The organism is Bacillus sp. RC240, assembly GCF_044907945.1.
Lineage (GTDB): Bacteria > Bacillota > Bacilli > Bacillales > Bacillaceae_G > Bacillus_A > Bacillus_A mycoides.
This window is the reverse complement of record NZ_JBIYCT010000009.1, coordinates 132080-151744: the sequence shown is the minus strand read 5'-3', so window position 1 is coordinate 151744 and position 19665 is coordinate 132080. Positions and strand designations below refer to the sequence as shown.

The 19665-nt window shown below is 37.1% G+C and carries 20 protein-coding genes and 2 pseudogenes; 19 read left to right on the top strand and 3 right to left on the bottom strand.

Annotated elements, in window-relative coordinates; all coding sequences use genetic code 11:
* The first annotated feature begins 1 nt into the window (after position 1).
* The 13 genes from ABH955_RS23605 to ABH955_RS23545 all read left to right on the top strand — a co-directional run bounded on the left by ABH955_RS23605 (position 2) and on the right by ABH955_RS23545 (position 13609).
* Entirely contained in the window at positions 2-814 is an 813-nt protein-coding gene (locus ABH955_RS23605; protein ID WP_003191882.1) for a DUF1444 domain-containing protein, read from the top strand.
* Entirely contained in the window at positions 811-1425 is a 615-nt protein-coding gene (gene ytpR, locus ABH955_RS23600) for a YtpR family tRNA-binding protein (RefSeq protein ID WP_002089041.1), read from the top strand. The genes ABH955_RS23605 and ytpR overlap by 4 nt, the downstream gene beginning before the upstream one ends.
* A gap of 144 nt (positions 1426-1569) precedes the next feature.
* Positions 1570-1914 carry a hypothetical protein gene (locus ABH955_RS23595; protein ID WP_002015616.1) on the top strand — a complete coding sequence of 115 codons (345 nt, stop codon included), beginning with the start codon at positions 1570-1572 and terminating at the stop codon, positions 1912-1914.
* 40 nt (positions 1915-1954) lie between these two features.
* The gene (locus tag ABH955_RS23590; protein WP_002015615.1) at positions 1955-2911 is read left to right on the top strand and encodes an N-acetylmuramoyl-L-alanine amidase; all 957 of its coding nucleotides are present in this window, start codon (positions 1955-1957) and stop codon (positions 2909-2911) included.
* Between the two features lie 156 nt (positions 2912-3067).
* Complete coding sequence (locus ABH955_RS23585; RefSeq protein ID WP_404491739.1) at positions 3068-7081, top strand: DNA translocase FtsK; 4014 nt, start codon at positions 3068-3070, stop codon at positions 7079-7081.
* Between the two features lie 61 nt (positions 7082-7142).
* A complete protein-coding gene (locus ABH955_RS23580; RefSeq protein ID WP_002015597.1) occupies positions 7143-8261 on the top strand; it encodes a nicotinate phosphoribosyltransferase in 1119 nt (372 codons plus the stop codon).
* Between the two features lie 251 nt (positions 8262-8512).
* Positions 8513-9823, top strand: a complete 1311-nt coding sequence (murC, locus tag ABH955_RS23575) for a UDP-N-acetylmuramate--L-alanine ligase (RefSeq protein ID WP_016120911.1) — start codon at positions 8513-8515, stop codon at positions 9821-9823.
* Between the two features lie 121 nt (positions 9824-9944).
* On the top strand, positions 9945-10358 hold the full coding sequence (locus ABH955_RS23570; protein WP_404491738.1) for a MerR family transcriptional regulator: 414 nt from the start codon (positions 9945-9947) through the stop codon (positions 10356-10358).
* On the top strand, positions 10348-11244 hold the full coding sequence (locus ABH955_RS23565; RefSeq protein ID WP_404443688.1) for a DMT family transporter: 897 nt from the start codon (positions 10348-10350) through the stop codon (positions 11242-11244). Before ABH955_RS23570 ends, ABH955_RS23565 begins: the two co-directional genes overlap by 11 nt.
* A 64-nt stretch (positions 11245-11308) precedes the next feature.
* A complete protein-coding gene (locus tag ABH955_RS23560; RefSeq protein ID WP_088004788.1) occupies positions 11309-11857 on the top strand; it encodes a GNAT family N-acetyltransferase in 549 nt (182 codons plus the stop codon).
* On the top strand, positions 11854-12345 hold the full coding sequence (locus tag ABH955_RS23555) for a GNAT family N-acetyltransferase (RefSeq protein WP_404491736.1): 492 nt from the start codon (positions 11854-11856) through the stop codon (positions 12343-12345). Before ABH955_RS23560 ends, ABH955_RS23555 begins: the two co-directional genes overlap by 4 nt.
* Positions 12346-12421: 76 nt before the next feature.
* Positions 12422-12826, top strand: coding sequence for a PH domain-containing protein (locus tag ABH955_RS23550; RefSeq protein WP_078177727.1), 405 nt, complete (start codon positions 12422-12424; stop codon positions 12824-12826).
* A gap of 348 nt (positions 12827-13174) precedes the next feature.
* Positions 13175-13609: a hypothetical protein gene (locus tag ABH955_RS23545; protein WP_404491734.1), complete on the top strand. Its 435-nt coding sequence runs from the start codon at positions 13175-13177 to the stop codon at positions 13607-13609.
* A gap of 37 nt (positions 13610-13646) precedes the next feature.
* On the opposite strand, the gene ABH955_RS23540 is transcribed toward ABH955_RS23545, so the two are convergent.
* Positions 13647-14762 (bottom strand): aminopeptidase, encoded by a 1116-nt coding sequence (locus ABH955_RS23540; protein WP_002184819.1) that lies wholly within the window; start codon positions 14760-14762, stop codon positions 13647-13649.
* Positions 14763-14949: 187 nt separating this feature from the next.
* Here ABH955_RS23540 and ABH955_RS23535 point away from each other — a divergent pair, with 187 nt between their 5' ends.
* The 5 genes and pseudogenes from ABH955_RS23535 (at position 14950) to ccpA (ending at position 18758) form a co-directional block, all read left to right on the top strand.
* Positions 14950-15459 carry a DUF948 domain-containing protein gene (locus ABH955_RS23535; RefSeq protein ID WP_016095984.1) on the top strand — a complete coding sequence of 170 codons (510 nt, stop codon included), beginning with the start codon at positions 14950-14952 and terminating at the stop codon, positions 15457-15459.
* A gap of 2 nt (positions 15460-15461) precedes the next feature.
* Positions 15462-15788, top strand: a complete 327-nt coding sequence (gene ytxJ / locus ABH955_RS23530) for a bacillithiol system redox-active protein YtxJ (RefSeq protein WP_404443681.1) — start codon at positions 15462-15464, stop codon at positions 15786-15788.
* A 113-nt stretch (positions 15789-15901) separates the two neighbouring features.
* Positions 15902-16918: a CamS family sex pheromone protein gene (locus tag ABH955_RS23525; RefSeq protein ID WP_002015611.1), complete on the top strand. Its 1017-nt coding sequence runs from the start codon at positions 15902-15904 to the stop codon at positions 16916-16918.
* Between the two features lie 166 nt (positions 16919-17084).
* A pseudogene (locus tag ABH955_RS23520) lies at positions 17085-17483 on the top strand (bifunctional 3-deoxy-7-phosphoheptulonate synthase/chorismate mutase); the annotation flags it as partial.
* Between the two features lie 276 nt (positions 17484-17759).
* Complete coding sequence (gene ccpA, locus ABH955_RS23515) at positions 17760-18758, top strand: catabolite control protein A (RefSeq protein WP_002034370.1); 999 nt, start codon at positions 17760-17762, stop codon at positions 18756-18758.
* Positions 18759-18792: 34 nt separating this feature from the next.
* On the opposite strand, the gene ABH955_RS23510 is transcribed toward ccpA, so the two are convergent.
* Together ABH955_RS23510 and ABH955_RS23505 are read right to left on the bottom strand one after the other, a co-directional pair.
* Positions 18793-19155 carry a DUF4288 domain-containing protein gene (locus ABH955_RS23510; protein ID WP_002184820.1) on the bottom strand — a complete coding sequence of 121 codons (363 nt, stop codon included), beginning with the start codon at positions 19153-19155 and terminating at the stop codon, positions 18793-18795.
* Positions 19156-19170: 15 nt separating this feature from the next.
* Positions 19171-19278, bottom strand: a pseudogene (locus tag ABH955_RS23505) (DUF3949 domain-containing protein); the annotation flags it as partial.
* Between the two features lie 111 nt (positions 19279-19389).
* Between ABH955_RS23505 and ABH955_RS23500 the strand changes: the two are divergent.
* Positions 19390-19662, top strand: a complete 273-nt coding sequence (locus ABH955_RS23500; RefSeq protein WP_000636592.1) for a DUF3917 domain-containing protein — start codon at positions 19390-19392, stop codon at positions 19660-19662.
* The last annotated feature ends 3 nt before the right edge of the window (positions 19663-19665 follow it).

Below are 19665 nucleotides of genomic sequence, written 5' to 3'. Positions count from 1 at the left end.
GATGAAAATGACAAGTAAAAAGATGAAAGACGAGTTAATGAAGAAATTATCTCGACCAGAATGGGACTTTCATTATGATAGCGAGAAAGAAGTTCTTCGTATTGAACAAACAGACTCGAAAAAAGGTATTAACGTATCACTTCCAGGAGTAGTTGCAAAATGGGAAGTGAACAAAGAAAAAGCAATTGAAGAGGTCGCTTATTACGTACAAGAAGCGCTAATTGCAATGCATAAAGAAGAAAATAGCACGGCGAAAATTTTACCTGTTATTCGCTCTACTTCTTTCCCGAAACAATCAGAAGAAGGAAATCCGTTTATTATGACGGACCATACGGCAGAAACACGTATTTACTATGCGCTAGATTCTAATAAAACATATCGATTAATTGATGAGGGCTTATTGCAAAAATTAGAGCTTACAGAGGAACAAGTACGTGAAATGGCATTATTTAATGCTCGCTCATTAGGCTATGAATTTAAGCAGGAGACAGTAGCAGGTAATACATTCTACTTTTTAAACACAAATGATGGATACGATGCGAGTCGTATTTTAAACGAATCGTTACTACACTCGATGCGTGAAAAGATCTCTGGTGATATGGTTGTTGCAGTTCCTCACCAAGATGTATTAATTATTGCTGATATCGTCAACGAAATCGGTTATGATATTATTGCACAAATGACAATGAAATTTTTTGCCGAAGGGCATGTTCCGATTACATCACTTTCATTCGTATATGAAGATGGGGACTTTGAACCAATCTTTATTTTAGCGAAGAATCGGAAGAAGACAGATGGAAAAGAGAAAGGATGAACGAAGTGAACGTTTTTTACAACCTTGAAGGAATTGGTGACACTTTAATTGTTACCTTACAAGATATTACTTTAGAAAACCGTACATTTGACCGCAAAGGAGATGTTGCTCGCGTATACGATCGTGAAAGCAACGTAACAGCAGGATTCAACATCTTTAATGCGTCTTCTTATGTAGAAGTAACAGACAACGGAAACGTTACATTAACGAAAGAGTTTGTTGAAAAAATTAACGGAATTTTAGCGAAGAATGGCTTTGAAGAAAAAGTAGAAGCTGATTTCACGCCGAAATTTGTTGTAGGCTATGTAGCTGAAAAAGAGAAGCATCCAAATGCTGATAAATTAAACATTTGTACAGTAGAAATCGGTACAGAAACATTACAAATCGTATGTGGTGCACCAAACGTTGATGCAGGACAAAAAGTTGTTGTTGCAAAAATTGGTGCTGTAATGCCAAGTGGTATGTTAATTAAACCAGCTGAACTTCGCGGTGTTCCTTCTTCTGGAATGATTTGCTCTGCACGTGAGTTAGAGCTTCCAGATGCTCCAGAAGAAAAAGGTATTCTTGTATTAGAAGATAGCTTTGAAGTTGGACAAGAATTTAAATTTTAATTGATGTTAGAAAAAGTAGTCTCGCATATGTGAGGCTATTTTTTTTGTACGAAATTCCTAGGATTGTAACGTTTCCTCTCAAAATCTATATTGTATTTCAAAAATGGATTAGGTAAAATTTAGAAAAAAGAAGGGGGTAGACGTATGAAACAACAACCAAAAATTGCAGAACTTCTGAAACGAATTGAAACTTCAAAACAGCAAGATATCGAACTAGGTTCCTATGAAATATATGTGTTTAGCGAAAATGAATTAGAAAAAGGACAAATCGGTTATCGATATGATAAACATAAAAATTCATTAATAAGTGAAGAAAGTGGAAAATGGAAAGAGGAATGGATTGTTATCGGATATGAAACGGATATGGGGGATCCTGTTTTCGTAAATGTAGCTGATGATGCTTATCTAGTCTATACCGCAGAGCGTGGTACAGAAACGTGGCAACCCGTTCATATTGGAAATATGGATGAAATTATAAAACAATTATAAGAAAAACTTTGAGACCGGTGCAAAGTGATAGGAGAGAAAAATGAAGTATATAAAAATAATGAGCGCTATTGCAGTCATTGGAATATATATGGGAGGTTGTTCGCAAGAAGAGCCGAAAAAAGAAACAACATCTTCTATACAAGAAAAAAACAAAGATAATAAGGAAGACGCACCGGTAGAAAAGCAGCAAGAAGAACAAGAAAAGAAAGAACAACCGCAAGCAATTCAAACGAATGAGCAAGTGGAACATAAGCAGGAGGAAGTGCCGGCCGAGGAAAAGAAAGAGGAAACTACGCCGCTGCAGCCAACTGAGCAACCAGTACAAAATAATGAACAAAAAGTAGAGAGTAATGAAAAACAAGAAAAGTTTCTCGTCGTTATTGATCCAGGGCATCAACAAAAAGCGAATTTAAATTTAGAGGCAATTGGTCCAGGAGCAACTACGCAAAAATATAAAGTAACAGACGGAACAGCGGGAGTTGTAACGAAAAAGAGGGAATCAGTTCTTGTATTAGAGATGGCTTTTATATTGAAAGAAAAACTGGAAGCAAAAGGTATACAAGTATTGATGACGAGAACGTCACATGAGGTTGATATAAGTAATAAGGAACGAGCAACATTCGCGAATGATCATAAAGCGAATTTATTTTTGCGCCTTCACGCAGATGGTTCTGAAAATCCAAATCAAAGTGGATTTGCTGTATTGACACCGGCAGAAGGAAGTCCGTATACGAAAGAGATTTATGCTGAAAGTCTTCAAATCTCTCAAACGATAGTAAATAAAATGAGAGAGAATCATCAAGTGAAAGTAAATGGAATTAAATTTCGGGATGATCTTTCTGGATTTAATTGGTCAAAAGTTCCAGGAGTACTATTAGAACTTGGATTTATGTCAAACCCTGAAGAAGACAAAAAATTATCTGACCCACAGTATGTAAATTCTTTATTGCAAAGTGTAACGGATAGTGTGGATGAATATCGGAAGGGTAAAGATTAAACGAGGTCTTACATGTAAGACCTCGTTTTTCTATATGAAAAACAATCGTGAATTAGAATATTATGGATAAAACTAATATGCTTAATTTTACCTGCACTTTTTGCCGAATGCTGATACAATAAAGGATGTTACTATTTAGTAGAAAGAGTGGTAAACATGTTAGATTGGATGAAAAAGCTGTTTAACAAAGAGGAAGAAAAAACAGTGATGAATAAAGAAGTACCGGCACAAATTGAAAGTCAGCCGAAAATTCCTCGTGTAAACCACTACACTGAAGCAAGAGAAGCACAAATGGCAAGTCGGAATGCAGGGAAATGTCGTTTTCCATTAATACCAGATAATGGCTTCGATGAGGAGGATGTAAGAGAACTGCCTAACTTTGAAGAACAACCTATTCAAAGAGGAGCATATGAAGAACAGCCTACTCAAAGAGGAATAAAAGTGGAAAGAAGCAGACGACCGTATGTGGAAACAGAAGCACCTACATATGAGGAACCGGAATTGCAATATGAACCGGAACCAGAGCCTGTCGTAAAAAAAGCATTTGTACCGTCGCAAGAAAGTAACCGTAGACCATTTCGTCCAACAGAAATGATTTCTCCGATTTATGGATATAACCGTCCTTCAGTAGAAACGAAGGTTGTGCAGGAGGAAGAAAAGGTAAGAGAAGATCTTGAAATATCTGTTGAAGGAAAAGCTGTTGTTGACGCATGGTTAGAGAAAAAGGGATATACATTATCTGACTTTTCGGGAGTTCTACAAGGAAGTTCATCTGTTAAGAACGGAGTGAACGAACGAAGTAATAAAGTAGAAGAAAAATCGGTTGTGGATACATGGTTAGAGAAAAACGGTTACGAAGTTGAACGTCAAGCCCCTTCATTAGAAGAAAGCCTAAGTGATGATTTGCTTCATAAAACAGTAGGACAGCATGTGGAAAAAGAGGCTACAATTGTACAAGCCTTGAAGCAGGAGCAAGATGTAGTGGCGTTATCATCTACAGAAGATAACGAAGAAACTTTACAAGAAGAGTCAATAGATTCTAAAGTAGAGCATGTGTATTCGATATTAACAGAAGAAAATGAATGTAATACAGAAATAGAAGAAACTGTTGCTGAAGTTGCAGCAAATCAAGTCGAAGAAGAAACCTTAGAAGATGTAGTGATTGTAAAAGCAGATGAAAAGCTTGAAGAAACAATTACTATAGAAATACCAGATGCTTTTGAAGAAGAAGCTAAGGAAGCAGCAGGAGCTGTGGAATTAGAGGGATCTGAGGAAGCAGAAGAAGTTGTGGAGTTAGAAGAATCTAAGGAAGCAGCAGTTGTGGAATTAGAGGGATCTGAGGAAGTAGAAGAAGTTGTGGAATTAGAGGGATCTGAGGAAGTAGAAGAAGTTGTGGAGTTAGAGGAATCTGAGGAAGCAGAAGAAGTTGTGGAGTTAGAGGGATCTGAGGAAGCAGAAGAAGTTGTGGAATTAGAAGAATCTAAGGAAGCAGAAGTTGTGGAATTAGAGGGATCTGAGGAAGCAGAAGAAGTTGTGGAATTAGAAGAATCTAAGGAAGCAGAAGTTGTGGAATTAGGGGGATCTGAGGAAGCAGAAGAAATTGTGGAATTAGAGGAATCTGAGGAAGCAGAAGAAATTGTGGAATTAGAGGAATCTAAAGAAGCGGCAGAAGTTGTGGAGTTAGAAGAACCTAAGGAAGCAGAAGAAGTTGTGGAATTAGAGGAATCTGAGGAAGCAGAAGTTGTGGAGTTAGAAGAATCTAAGGAAGAAGAAGTTGTGGAATTAGAGGGATCTGAGGAAGCAGAAGAAGTTGTGGAGTTAGAAGAACCTAAGGAAGTAGCAGAAGCTGCGGAGTTAGAAGAACCTGAGGAAGCAGAAGAAGTTGTGGAATTAGAGGAATCTAAGGAAATAGAATCAGTTACGGAATTCGCATTAGAGAAAACACCGCAAGAAGAAGTAATTGAAGAAACGATGAATATAGAGTCGTTAGAAAATATAGCAGTTGAAGAGCAACCAGTGATTTCTCAACAAGAAACAATTACGTTCAAGGAAGAAAGTGAAGTATTCGTACCAGTTTCAGAAACGGATGAGCAAACAAAGAAAGATGTTCAAAACTTTGCGAACGTTTTAATTGAAGAAGCGGAAGAAAAGAAGCAAGTTGCTGAAGAACAGCCTGCTTTACAAATAGAAGAACCGAAACGTGAGAAAAAACGTCATGTCCCATTTAATGTTGTCATGTTAAAGCAGGATAGAAAGAAATTAATGGAAAGACATGCGGCAAGAACGAACGTAATGCAATCAACTGTCAGTGAACGAGTGGAAGAAAAGCCAGTGCAGCAAGTGGTAGTAGAACCACAAGCAGAAGAAAAGCCAATGCAGCAAGTGGTAGTAGGCCTGCAAGTGGAAGAAAAACCAGTGCAGCAAGTGGTAGTAGACCCGCAAGTGGAAGAAAAACCAGTGCAGCAAGTGGTAGTAGACCCGCAAGTAGAAGAAAGTCCAGTGCAGCAAGTGGTAGTAGAAGCCCAAGTGGAAGAAAAACCAATGCAGCAAGTGGTAGTAGAAGCTCAAGTGGAAGAAAAACCGATGCAGCAAGTGGCGGTAGAAGCTCAAGTGGAAGAAAAACCGATGCAACAAGTAGCGGTGGCTGGACAAGTACAAGAGTCAATTTCAAGTACGGAAGTACAAGAGAAAGCATATGTTGTAAATCAAAAAGAGAATGATATGCGCAACGTACTACAAGCGCCACCGAAGTATGAACTTCCGCCATTAACGTTGTTGTCAATTCCACAGCAGGCAGCATTAGATAATACGGAGTGGCTAGAAGAACAGGAAGAATTATTAAATACGACATTTAATAATTTCCATGTTGGAGCACATGTTATTAATGTGTCACAAGGGCCGGCGGTAACTCGTTTTGAAGTACAACCAGACCCAGGTGTGAAAGTAAATAAAATTACAAATTTAAGTGATGATATTAAGTTAAGTTTAGCTGCGAAAGACATTCGAATTGAAGCGCCAATTCCAGGGAAGAGTGCAATTGGAATTGAAGTTCCAAACAAGGAAAGTAAGCCAGTATTCCTGCGTGAAATTTTAAGAAGTCCTGTATTTACAAAGAGTGAATCACCGCTTACAGTTGCGCTGGGGCTTGATATTTCAGGTGATCCAATTGTAACGGATATTCGAAAAATGCCACATGGACTTATTGCGGGTGCAACTGGTTCAGGGAAAAGTGTGTGCATTAACGCGATTTTAACGAGCATTTTATATAAAGCGAAGCCGCATGAAGTGAAGTTGATACTAATTGATCCGAAGATGGTTGAGCTTGCACCATACAATTCTGTTCCACATCTTGTAGCACCTGTTATTACTGACGTAAAAGCAGCTACAGCTGCGTTAAAGTGGGCGGTTGAAGAGATGGAACGTCGTTATGAATTGTTTGCTCATGCTGGTGCTCGTGATTTAACTCGTTACAATACGATTGTAAGTGGTAGAGAAATCCCAGGTGAGACATTACCTTATATTGTAATTGTCATTGACGAGTTAGCGGACTTAATGATGGTTGCACCTGGTGATGTGGAGGAAGCGATTTGTCGTATTGCACAAAAAGCTCGTGCTTGTGGTATTCACTTATTAGTTGCGACGCAGCGTCCATCTGTAGACGTTATTACAGGTTTAATTAAATCAAACATTCCAACGCGTATTGCGTTTACAGTATCATCTCAAGTTGATTCGCGTACGATTATCGATATTGGGGGCGCGGAGAAGTTACTTGGTCGTGGTGATATGCTATTTTTAGGAAACGGCACATCTAAACCAGTTCGTGTACAAGGTGTATACGTATCAGATGATGAGATTGAAAGAACAGTTGATCATGTGAAAAAGCAAATGAAGCCAAACTACTTATTTAAGCAAGAGGATTTATTAGCAAAATCAGAGCAGAGTGAGTCTGAAGATGAACTATTTTTTGATGCATGTCAATTTGTTGTAGAGCAAGGGGGAGCGTCCACATCTTCTGTACAGAGAAAATTCCGCATAGGTTATAATCGCGCGGCACGTCTAATTGAAGAGATGGAGTCACAAGGGATTATTTCTGAAGGAAGAGGAACGAAACCGAGAGATGTCCTTATTTCTGAGGATGAATTCGCTGCTATGCAGGAAACAAATGTATAGGAAACGGTTTTGCTGTATACTAATAGAAAATGTTGGATAGTAAAGTAGGGAGTAAAGCGACATGAAAGAAATTGAATTAAAATTAAAAGGTGAAATAAATCGACTAACAAATAAAACATTTAAATTTGATGAACGTGTTGGAGAAGGCTGGTTCTCTGCCGTTTACTTTTTAAAAACTAGAGAAATCATTGAAGAATTTCGCCCGAAAAGTGTTGTAACAATGCAGTTTTTTCAAAAAGAACATGCAGTTCTTTGCGGAGCAGATGAGGTAATCGCATTGCTACAAACATTTGCCAAAAATCCTGAGGAATTAGAAATTCATTCTTTAAAGGATGGCGATAATATTAGTCCGTTTGAAACAGTTTTAACAATTCATGGTCCTTATGAATACTTCGGCTTTTTAGAAGGTGTAATTGATGGGATTTTAGCTCGTCGTACATCAGTTGCGACAAACGTATATAACGTTGTCCAAGCTGCACGTAGTGTAGATAAAGAAAAACCGGTTATTTTCATGGGAGATCGTGACGATCATTATACGCAACAAGCTGGTGACGGCTATGCGGCATACATCGGAGGTATGAGCGCGCAAGCGACGCATGCAATGAATGAATGGTGGGGCAGAAGTGGTATGGGGACGATGCCTCACGCTTTAATTCAAATGTTTAATGGTGATGTTGTTGAAGCTGCAAAGGCATATCATAAAAAATTCCCAGAAGATGAATTAGTCGTACTAATTGATTATAACAATGATGTCATTACAGATGCACTTCGCGTAGCGCGTGAATTTGGATCAACATTAAAAGGGGTACGTGTCGATACGTCTCGCACAATGATTGATCAATACTTCATTCGTCACCCAGAAGTACTTGGAACATTCGATCCACGTGGTGTAAATCCATCACTTGTATTTGCACTTCGTAAGGCTCTTGATGAGGAAGGGTTCCAACATGTAGATATCGTTGTAACTGGTGGGTTTGATGAGAAGCGTATTCGTGAATTTGAAGCTCAAAATGTTCCTGTCGATATATACGGAGTAGGAAGTAGCTTATTAAAAATGAATATTGGTTTTACTGGTGATAACGTAGAATTAAATGGAAAACCAGAAGCAAAAGCTGGTCGTAAATACCGTCCAAATTCACGTCTAGAGCGTGTTCAATTAGAAACAAAAGAAGATATGTAAAAGCGAGAAAAACTGATAGGTGATTGACCCTATCAGTTTTTCTGTTATCATAGTATAGCGGCTTGTTTTTTGCTATAATAAATGTGTTATGGACATAAAAGAAGTACGTACGAGTTTATCACTGATAAGTGAATATAAAAAGAAATTCACTGCATCAGAAATGTATGATGATTACCAAAATAAGAAAAGATTCATATACTGTCTTATAGATAGGCCGTTGTATTAGTTCGAAATGTTGGAGGTTCTTTAAGATGACAGTTTACCATTTTGTAGGAATTAAAGGAACAGGAATGAGTTCATTAGCACAAATTCTTCATGACATGAAGCATACTGTTCAAGGGTCTGATTATGAAAAGCGTTTCTTTACACAAACAGCATTGGAAAAGCGTGGTATTTCCATCCTTCCTTTTGATAAGAATAATATTAAAGAAGGACAAGTGATTATCGCAGGAAATGCATTTCCTGATACGCATGAAGAAATCGTAGCAGCAAAAGAATTAAATATCCCAGTACATCGTTACCATCACTTCTTAGGTGATCTTATGAATCAGTACACAAGTGTTGCTGTAACTGGTGCACATGGAAAAACATCAACAACTGGTTTGTTAGCCCATGTAATGCAAGGTGCACACCCAACATCATACCTTATTGGAGATGGAACGGGGCATGGGGTAGAAAATAGTAAGTATTTTGTATTTGAAGCTTGTGAGTATCGTCGTCATTTCTTGTCTTACTATCCAGACTATGCAATCATGACAAATATCGATTTCGATCACCCAGATTACTTTGCAGACATCAATGATGTATTTAATGCATTCCAAGAGATGGCATTGCAAGTGAAAAAAGGTATTATTGCATGTGGTGATGATGAAGAACTTCAAAAAGTTCAAGCGAAAGTACCTGTTATTTTCTATGGATTTGGAGAAGATAATGATTTCCAAGCACGTAACATTCAAAAGAGAACTGATAGTACTATATTCGATGTATTCGTTCGTAATACGTATTATGACACGTTCAAAATTACAGGATACGGCGATCACAGCGTATTAAATGCATTAGCAGTAATCGCGCTTTGCCATTATGAAAACGTTGATGTAGAAGCAGTTAAGCATCAGCTAACAACTTTTGAAGGCGTAAAACGTCGCTTTAATGAAAAGCCAATGGGAGAACAAGTTATCATTGATGACTATGCACACCATCCGACAGAAATTAATGCAACGATTGAAGCAGCTCGTCAAAAACATCCAGAGCGTGAAGTTGTCGCTGTATTCCAACCACATACATTCTCACGTACAGAGAAATTTTTAGATGAGTTCGCGGAAAGCTTAAGTAAAGCTGACCAAGTATACTTATGTGATATTTTCGGATCAGCACGTGAAAACAAAGGTGAATTAACAATTGAAGATCTGCAAAAACGTATCGATGGCGCAGAACTAATTACAGATACAACAACGGATGTGTTAAAGAAACATAAAAACGGCGTTCTTATTTTCATGGGCGCAGGTGACATCCAAAAATTCGAAGCAGCTTACGTAAAAGAAGTTCAAGTTGCAGAGAAGTAATAGAAAAGACGCATAGCTTGGCTGTGCGTCTTTTTTTGTTGTGTCCGATTTTTATTTATGTATTGACCTAGAGTTAGCTCTAGGTTGTAAGATGAATATGTAAAAACAAGGGGGAGAAAACATGTATAAAATCGGTGAAGTCGCAGAATTAACAGGGATGGGTATTCATACTTTGCGCTATTATGAGAAACTAGGTTTATTGCCACCACCAACGCGGAATAGTGGCATTCGTCAGTATACAGAAGGTGATGTGCGCCTATTAAAATTTTTATATTCATTAAAGCAAACAGGAATGTCTTTAGAAGAGATGGCTGAGTTTACAAGTGACGGATGTATTATAGAGGAGATTAGACAGCGGGAAGAGGAAGTACCTGCGAAAATAAAAAAGAGGATTTCAATTTTAACAACACACTTAGATCGTTTAAGGGAACAGCAGGAGCAATTGCAAAAAGTAGTTTTGTTAACAGAGGAGAAGTTAGAAATTTATTATGGTTCTCTAGAAGAGAAAAACTCGGAGGCCAACAATGAAGAATAAAGTATACGCTCAGTTACTAGGTTTTGCGATTTTCACTGGTGGAACATTTAATGCTTCGAAATATGCGGTGCAATATTTCGAAGCGATTCATATAGCGGCATGGCGTTTTGGGATTGCTGCATTTGTGATGTTATGTCTGTTAAAAATACGAAAAGATTTTGAGGTGGAGGTATGGAGGCAGAATAGGGCTTATTACCTTTTGCTAGGTATTGTTGGTGTATTTGGTTTTAACTTCTTTTTCTTTTTAGGTATGAAACATACAGAAGCTATTAATGGTGCACTTATTATGGCGACGAATCCGCTCGTTACGATGCTATTAGCAAGTGTTATTTTACGAGAAAAAATTATAAAGCGCCAAGGTATTGGAATGTTACTTGCATTACTTGGTGTTGTTTTTGTACTTACACAAGGTTCATCTACAATACTACAAAGCTTATCATTTTCAAAAGGGGATTTTTATATTTTATTAGGGAATATTTGCTGGGCGTTATACGGTGTACTAGGCAGAAGGTTTATTAAAACTGGTAGCCCAATACAAACTACGACATATACGATGACGATTGGTGCTCTTGCCTTTATTGTGATATCTGTCACTCAAAAAAGTATAGTACCAGTTTTGGAAGTTCCTTTGTTAGCTTGGGGAGCGATTCTCTTTATGGCAATTGGAATGAGTGTGCTCGGTTACTTATGGTGGAATAATGGAATTGCTCAAATTGGGGCAGCAAGGACATCTTTATTTTTTAATTTAGTGCCTGTTGTTACAATGATTATTTCTTTTATTGAAGGAGTAAATATAACGCCCGCACAATCTGTAGGAATGATATTAGTTGTTACGGGAGTATTATATTCTTCTGGTTTTATACAACTAAAACCGAAAAAAGTGTGAATATTTAACATTTTGTATCTGTAAGTGTTAGAATAATAAGAAAAATAAAAAGGGGCTAAAAAACATGTTCACACTCCGAGTAGATGACGAAATCGAACTACAACTATTAGAAAAACATCATAAAGAGGAATTATATCAATTATTAGATCAAAACCGTAACCATTTAAGAAGATGGCTCCCTTGGGTAGATGGAACGAAATCAGCTGATGCGTATAATGAGATTTTTCCGATTTGGTTAAAGAAATTTGCAGAGGGAGATGGGTTTGAGGCTGGTATACGCTATAAAGGAAAGCTCGTTGGGATGGTAGGTATTCATCCGGTGAGCTGGGGTAAGAAAGCTACGAGTCTTGGATATTATCTTGCAGAAGATGCTGGCGCGAAAGGTATTATGACGCGAAGTGTGAAGGCTGTGCTTCATTATGCATTTGATAATTTAAAGCTGAATAAAATTGAAATTCGTTGCGGTGTTGAAAATGCGAAAAGCCGTGCGATTCCAGAACGTTTAGGTTTTAAATTAGATGGTATTTTAAGAGATGACGAATGGTTATACGATCATTTTCAGGATATCGCTGTGTACAGTTTACTAGCTTCAGAATGGAAAAAAATTCGATGAACGAGAAGATTTGTATTATTCCGTATGAAAGTATGTTTCAAGAGGAAGTAGTAGATCTTATCGTTCATATTCAGCGGAAAGAGTACAAGGTCCCTATTACGAAAGAAGAGCAGCCGGACTTACTTGAAATAGAAACGTTCTATCAAAGGGACAACGGAAATTTTTGGGTAGCAACTTATGATGGGAAAGTAGTTGGAACGATAGCTTTATTAGATATTGGGAAGCATCAAGTAGCGCTAAGAAAAATGTTCGTGAAGAAAGAGTTCCGCGGAAAAGAATGGGGCGCATCACATACGCTACTTCAAACGGCAATTTCTTGGGCGAAAGAAACGAACTTGGAAGACATTTATTTAGGAACAACAGTTAAATTTCTAGCAGCACACCGTTTCTACGAAAAGAATGGTTTTCAAAGCGTGAGTATAGAAGAGTTGCCAAAAAGTTTTCCAGTGCTAGAGGTAGATAAGAAATTTTATAGGTATACTGTTTAAAAAGGTCATTCATAAATGGCCTTTTTTTATGAACTAAAATGGAAAAAATGGTATAATTTAGTTAGGGGGTGCGTGTATGGATTTTCCAATTCAAAGAAGTAAGTCAGCGGTAATTTTCGTTAGTCTCACATTAGCTTTTATGTTTGTGTATCCAATTGTCATGCTTTTCACAAATAAAGAGCAGTGGATGTCAGCGTTGATTGGAATGGGTTTATGCTTCATTGTAAATGTACCAATCGTTTGGGAAATATTTATTAAAAAACATAAAGTGGAAAATGGCGTGTTAAAATATGGTATTTTAAATGACGATGTTGTATTAAAAGATATAAGAGTTGTTCGTCAAGTTGGGAAATCACTTGAAATTACGACGAATGCATATAAAGTACATATGATTGCGATGCCGCAAGATATGACAAGTTTTTTGTCACTTGTTGAGAAAGAGAATCCACATGTAAAAATAGAAATGGTAGGTAAGAGATGAAGTATGTAAAACTTTTACCCCGCATTAACGGGCAGTAAGACTCCCACCTCAAAATTCGGCAGGAGCAAAGAAGTTAGGTGGGAGTCGGGCTGCCCGTAAAAGCCCGATTGGTGAGGGCTAATAATCAGTGGGGGATGAACAAAACCCCCACTGATTAAAGTTTCACTTTATTTTGTTTGGAAATTTTGTTTGTGCTTGTTGGTTGCACTAGAGTATATATGAAATGGGATCTGCCCTTATATGTCCCAATATTAATAGGTACTATCGCAGTGACACTTTTATTTTATTTTCATTTTCAGCAAACAAAAAGCGAGAAAAATAGCTCCATATAAAGTAGGGGGATTAGAAATGAAAAAGATCTATATGTTGTTTTTGTTTCTGCTAACTGCATCCATTCTTTTAATAGGATGTAGTGCGAAGAAAGAGAAGTCTGATGTTAGTTTAGAAAAGGCACAAAAAATTGAAATTGAATCGCTTATTGATTCGAGTGATAAAAAAACAATTACCGATAAGAAAGAAATCACAAAGTTGTTTGAATCAATCAAAATGGATGAGTGGGAAATGGAATCGGCTCCTTTAGATACTCCGCAAGGGAAAACGTTTAAAATGTATCAAGAGGATACACCGAAATTATTGGATTCGGGTAAAGATAAAAAAGAGTTACATGAAATTGGTACTATGACAGTATATAAACATGTCCCTTATGTCGAAGTTGAAATGAAAAATAAGAAAATGAGTTTTAAAGTGCCAGAAGATGTGGCGAAAGATTTATTACAATATTAATAAAAAGACGCTCGGAGAAAATTCCGAGCGTTTTTCATTATTTTAAGTTCTCTGGGTTTAAAGCTTCTAGTTCAGTTACAACGAAGCGTCCGTCTTTACGGATTAATACGTCGTCGAAGTAAATTTCACCGCCGCCGTATTCAGGGCGCTGAATGCATACTAAATCCCAGTGAATGTTAGAGTTGTTGCCGTTCCATGCATCATCATAAGCTTGTCCAGGTGTGAAGTGGAAGCTGCCATCGATTTTTTCATCGAATAGGATGTCTCCCATTGGATGTAAGATGTATGGGTTTACGCCGATTGCGAACTCACCAACGAAACGCGCGCCTTCGTCTGTATCGAAGATTTTGTTAATGCGCTCTGTATCATTTGCAGTTGCTTCAACGATTTGACCGTTCTCAAATTTAAGTTGTACATTTTCAAATGTATAACCGTTGTAAGGAGATGGTGTATTGTATGAAACTGTACCGTTAACAGAATCGCGAACTGGTGCAGAGTATACTTCACCATCTGGAATGTTTAAATGACCCGAGCATTTAATAGCTGGAATGTCTTTAATAGAGAATGTTAAGTCAGTTCCAGGGCCAGTTAAGCGAACCTTATCTGTTTTATTCATTAATGTAACAAGGCTATCCATCGCCTTATCCATTTTACCGTAGTCTAAGTTACAAACTTCGAAGTAGAAGTCTTCGAAAGCTTCTGTGCTCATTTTAGCAAGCTGCGCCATAGAAGCATTTGGGTAGCGAAGAACAACCCAGCGTGTTTTCGGAACACGGATGTCTCTATGAACTTTTTTGCCAATTGTTTGGCCGTGAACTTTCATACGTTCACTTGGAACGTCAGCTTGTTCGTTAATGTTATCACCAGAGCGAAGGCCAATGTAAGCATCCATATCTTTCATTACGCTCGCTTCATATGCAGCGATTTGTTCGAAATGTTCTTCAGTAGCACCCATTAATAAAGAGCGATCTACTTGATGATCTTTTAAAGAAACGAATGGGAAACCACCAGCTGCATATGCTTCTTTTACAAGTGCAGTTACAAGTTCTTTTTGTAAGCCAAAGTTTTCAATTAATACTTTTTCGCCTTTTTGTAAACGAATAGAGTAGTTAATTAAATTGTATGCTAACTTTTCAATGCGTGGATCTTTCATATGTAAAGCCTCCCTACTAATTATGTATCCTCTCCTATTGTAACCTACTTAGTGGAATTTGTTGAATCATTTATGTTAAAGTTAACGAATAAGTATGAAAATTCTAATGGAAAGATAGGGATTAGAATGAAACGGAAAATGATTGTATAATGGGAGAAAGTATGAAAAAGATAAAGGAAGTGATGAAATGCAAGTTCTTCTATATGTAAGTGCGGCTATTATCGCGGTTGCTTTCGCTGTATTAGTAGTGTATGTATGCAGAACGTTGTTATCGGTTCAGAAGACGTTAGAAAACGTTGCGAGCACGTTAGAAGGTTTAGAAAAGCAAATGCAAGGAATAAGCGTAGAGACGGAGCAATTATTACATAAGACAAATGCGTTAGCTGATGATATTCAACAGAAGTCACAGTCGCTAAATAAAGTAGTAGAAGGTGTGGATGGAATCGGAACGACGATCCACTCTTTAAATACGAAGCTTCGCAACGTTTCAGAGTCTGTTACGGACGAAATTGAAAATAATGCAGATAAAGTAGCACAAGTTGTACAGTGGAGCAGCGCAGCAATTGAAGTATACAACCATTACCGTACTACGAGACAAGAGAAAAGGGTTGAAAAAGAAGAGCGTAAACTTGAGAGAGCTGAGCAGAAGGCTGAAAAGAGAGAGAAGCGCTCTAGACTTCGCATGAGAGGTGAGTAACGATGAGTATGATGAAGATTGAAACGACTGAAGAACTTGAAGCGTTAGTAGAAAAGAACGAGCCTTACGTTCTTTTTAAGCATAGTACGACATGCCCAATTAGTCACGGTGCATATACTGAGTTTCAAGCGTATTGCGGTGAAGAAAGAGAAGTGCCAGCATATTACTTATACGTACAAGAGGCGAGAGATGTTTCGAACCATGTTGCAGAGCAGTACAGCATTAAGCATGAATCTCCGCAAGTGTTATACATAAAAGATGGAATGGTAGTATGGCATACATCGCACTGGAATATTAAAAAAGAAGCTTTAGAAGAGAATGTAAAATAGGGAGAGGCAAGCGAAGGGCTTGCTTCTTTTTTATTTTGTTGCAATATATTTAGTGGTACACTAGAGATACTTTAAAACTAAGTAAATTGACTTTTGAAAGTGGGTTTTAAGCAATGAAGAAAATGGCATTATGCATCGCAAGCTTAAGTTTATTACTGGGGGCTTGCAGCAATAATACTATTGAGAAGAAGGATGAAGTTGTACAGAAAGATACGAAAGAAAAAAGTATGATTCCAAGAACTGCTGTTTCTAAGGATTACTATAGAACTGTTATTCCTTTAAAAGAACAAAAGGTAATTAATACAGTTAATGTTAAAACTAATTCTAAACTAGATTTAGCAGAATATGAAAATGGTTTAATGGATATTGCTTCAAAACAATTCGATACAGAAAATTACGTATTACAATTAAATCAATATATTCCTGAGAAAACAATTGATGAATTAGTTACGAAACAAGAAGTACCAGTTTTGACTAATATTATAGAACAGGACTACTTCGGCAAACAAAATTCAAATGAACTAAGCTTATCTGGTGTTGTTATTGGTTTATCTATGTCTTCAAGTGTATCTAATGAGGAAGCTATTTCTAAAGGTACTGAAGTCGCTAAGGGGCTTATAGAAGCTATTAATAAAAATGATAAATATAACAAATCTCCAATTACATTTGCTATATTCAAGCAAGAAAGTACAAGTTCTTTAAAGAATGGTACTTATATTTCAAGCGCTACTGTTCAAAAGAACGAGACTAATCTTGGAAATTGGGATACTATTGATGAAAAGTCGTATTCGTATCCTTCTCAAGAATTTGGGGGGGCACATGGAGAAGATAATGATAAGCTAAAGAAATTTTCTGAAGCAATGAAGGCATTTTCTCCAGGAGATTATATCCCTGTTAATGCTAAGATTTCTTATAAGCAAAATAAGATGGATAAATTAAAGATGGATATTGTCGTTAAATATAACGGTAAGTCAGAATTAATGGCACTCTCTCAAACGGCTGCTCAAAGTATGTTAGAACAATTTCCTAAAGATGCTAAAGTTCAATTACAAATAAAGTCCGAGAATAAAATCGAGGCTGTTATTATAAAAGAGAAGAACAGCGATAAACCGTTTGTTTCTTTCCTATAATAAAAAAAGACAGTTTTTAAGCTGAGGCTACTGAAAAAGTGAATACTTCGAGAAAAACATTTCGAATTTCCTAAAGATGTTGAAAGAAGAAAGGAGGTCATTACCTGTACATAGTAGGGAATGACCTCTTTTTTCTTATGAAATAGACTCTTTCAGTGCCTTCTTTAAAGTGTCAGATTATGTTGATGTTATTCAAATTGGCGCTCGCAATATGCAAAAATTTGAACTGTTAAAGGCAGCTGGTGCTGTAAATAAACCAATATTATTAAAGCGTGGTATTCGCACATATGAAACAGCAACGCGTAATACGCTTGATATTTCCGCTGTGCCAATTTAAAAGAAAGAAACACATTTACCTGTTGTTGTCGATGTAACGCATTCTACAGGGCGACGTGACCTTCTCTTACCGTTTGCAAAAGCGGCTATGGCAATTGGTGCTTTTGCTATTATGGCTGAAGTACATCCAGACCCAGCAGTTGCATTATCAAATGCAGCGCAGCAAATGGACATTCCAGAATTCAATGAGTTTATGAAAGAATTAAAAGCATTCGGAAGTAAATTATAAAAAGATTTCTTAGTCTATGTAGCCCTTGTTACATAGCTTTTTTACAAAAATTGACCTTTTTTGCATAAAAAATACGAAAATACGAGAAAAGAAGCGAATTTTTTCGAAACTTTTGCGGGAAAATATTGTATGACCCTGTGTTTTTAGCGTATCATTAGTAAAAGGAAGAACTCGGGACGATTGTTGGCATCTGCAAATAGAGTTGATGTCTTTTTTTCATTCAAGTGAACCGATACATAAAAATAGATAACATAAATAGAAGGAGTGTGCGAAGAGATGAACGTAACAATCTATGATGTAGCGCGTGAAGCAAATGTTTCAATGGCTACCGTATCACGCGTTGTGAATGGTAACCCAAATGTAAAGCCTACAACAAGAAAGAAAGTATTAGAAGCAATTGATCGTTTAGGATACCGCCCGAATGCGGTAGCACGTGGACTAGCAAGTAAGAAGACAACTACAGTGGGTGTTATTATTCCTGATATCTCAAATACGTTTTATGCAGAACTTGCTCGTGGAATTGAAGATATCGCAACAATGTACAAATATAACATCATTTTAAGTAACTCTGACCAGAACAAAGAGAAAGAGTTCCACTTATTAAATACGATGCTTGGGAAACAAGTGGACGGGATTGTTTTCATGGGTGAAGACATTACAGATATTCACGTTGAAGAGTTCAAAAAATCTCCAGTACCAATTGTATTAGCAGCGTCATTTGATGAACAAAATGAAACGTCATCAGTAAATATTGATTATACACAAGCAGCTTACGATGCAATGAAGCATTTTATTGAGCAAGGACATAAACGTATCGGTTTCGTCTCTGGTCCTTTCATTAATAAAGCAGGAAGCGCGAAGAAGTTACAAGGTTATAAAAAAGCTTTAGAAGAAGCAGGTATTTCATATGATGAAAATCTTATAATTGATGGAGATTACACATATGATTCAGGTATAGAAGCGTTTGAAAGACTTTGGGGCATGGATGAAAAACCAACAGCAATCTTCGTATCTTCTGATGAAATGGCACTAGGTGTAATCCACGCAGCACAAGACGCTGGATTAAACGTACCAACGGATATCGAAGTGCTTGGTTTTGACAACACACGTCTTGCATTAATGGTTCGTCCGCAACTTTCGACAGTTGTACAACCAATGTATGATATTGGTGCAGTAGCAATGCGTTTACTAACGAAATATATGAACAAAGAAAAAGTAGAAGATCACTCAGTTATCTTACCTCACCGTATCCAATTTAGAGATTCAACGAAGTAAGAATAAGAGAGCTCACAGCGATAGCTGTGAGCTTTTATTCATATTCAGGATAATGGTGTTTAACTACTGTATCTACACTTTCAGTTTTCTTAACATGTAAAAAGCGTGCATATAATTCTTTTCCTGTCTCAAATGGTGTGTCATCTAATTCGAAAACATGCAACACTTTTCTAAACGTCCATGTTACTTGCTCACCGTACATATTATCGTACGTATCTTCAGACTGTAGAGCTATCTTTTCACCTAGCTCATGAGCTTCCTCTAAACTGTTCGCCTTAACGAGAATGATACTTTCTTCAAAAAGTGTATCGTGATTCTCTTCATAATGTTCATCAATTTTACTAGGATTAGGTTTACCTGAATGGACAGATTCAAATAATAATTTTACAGCATACACATGAGATCAGTCTCCTTATGCTGAATGTTTTATTTTATAAACAATACTCGCGATAAGTGAAGCGGGTATTGTAAATACGTTACTTTGATAATGATAATGTATTTTGGATTCTTCATAAGACATTCGCTACAGTTTGGATTATTCCTTGTTATATGTCACACAAGTGCAAATTTAACTATTATAGGGCAATGTCATGTATAATAGAAAGAAAAGGCTTGTGAGGGGGGAGAAGAGATGATCGTTCTTTGGATAATTACGCTTTGCATGACCGCTATTTTTGCATATATGACGTTAAAACAAAATGGCTTAAAGCGATTTGTTCCAGGAAGTATTCTTGCAGGAATCGCCCTTATCACGTATGTAATTTCTATTTTTATTGAAAGTGTATCAGTGGACATGAGCACAAGTTTAATGTTTATGGGTATTACACTATTTGCAGGTAGTATTATGGTACTTATGGTTGCTGGTATTATTTTATTTATTCATATGAATTCAGAAACGTTATAGCAT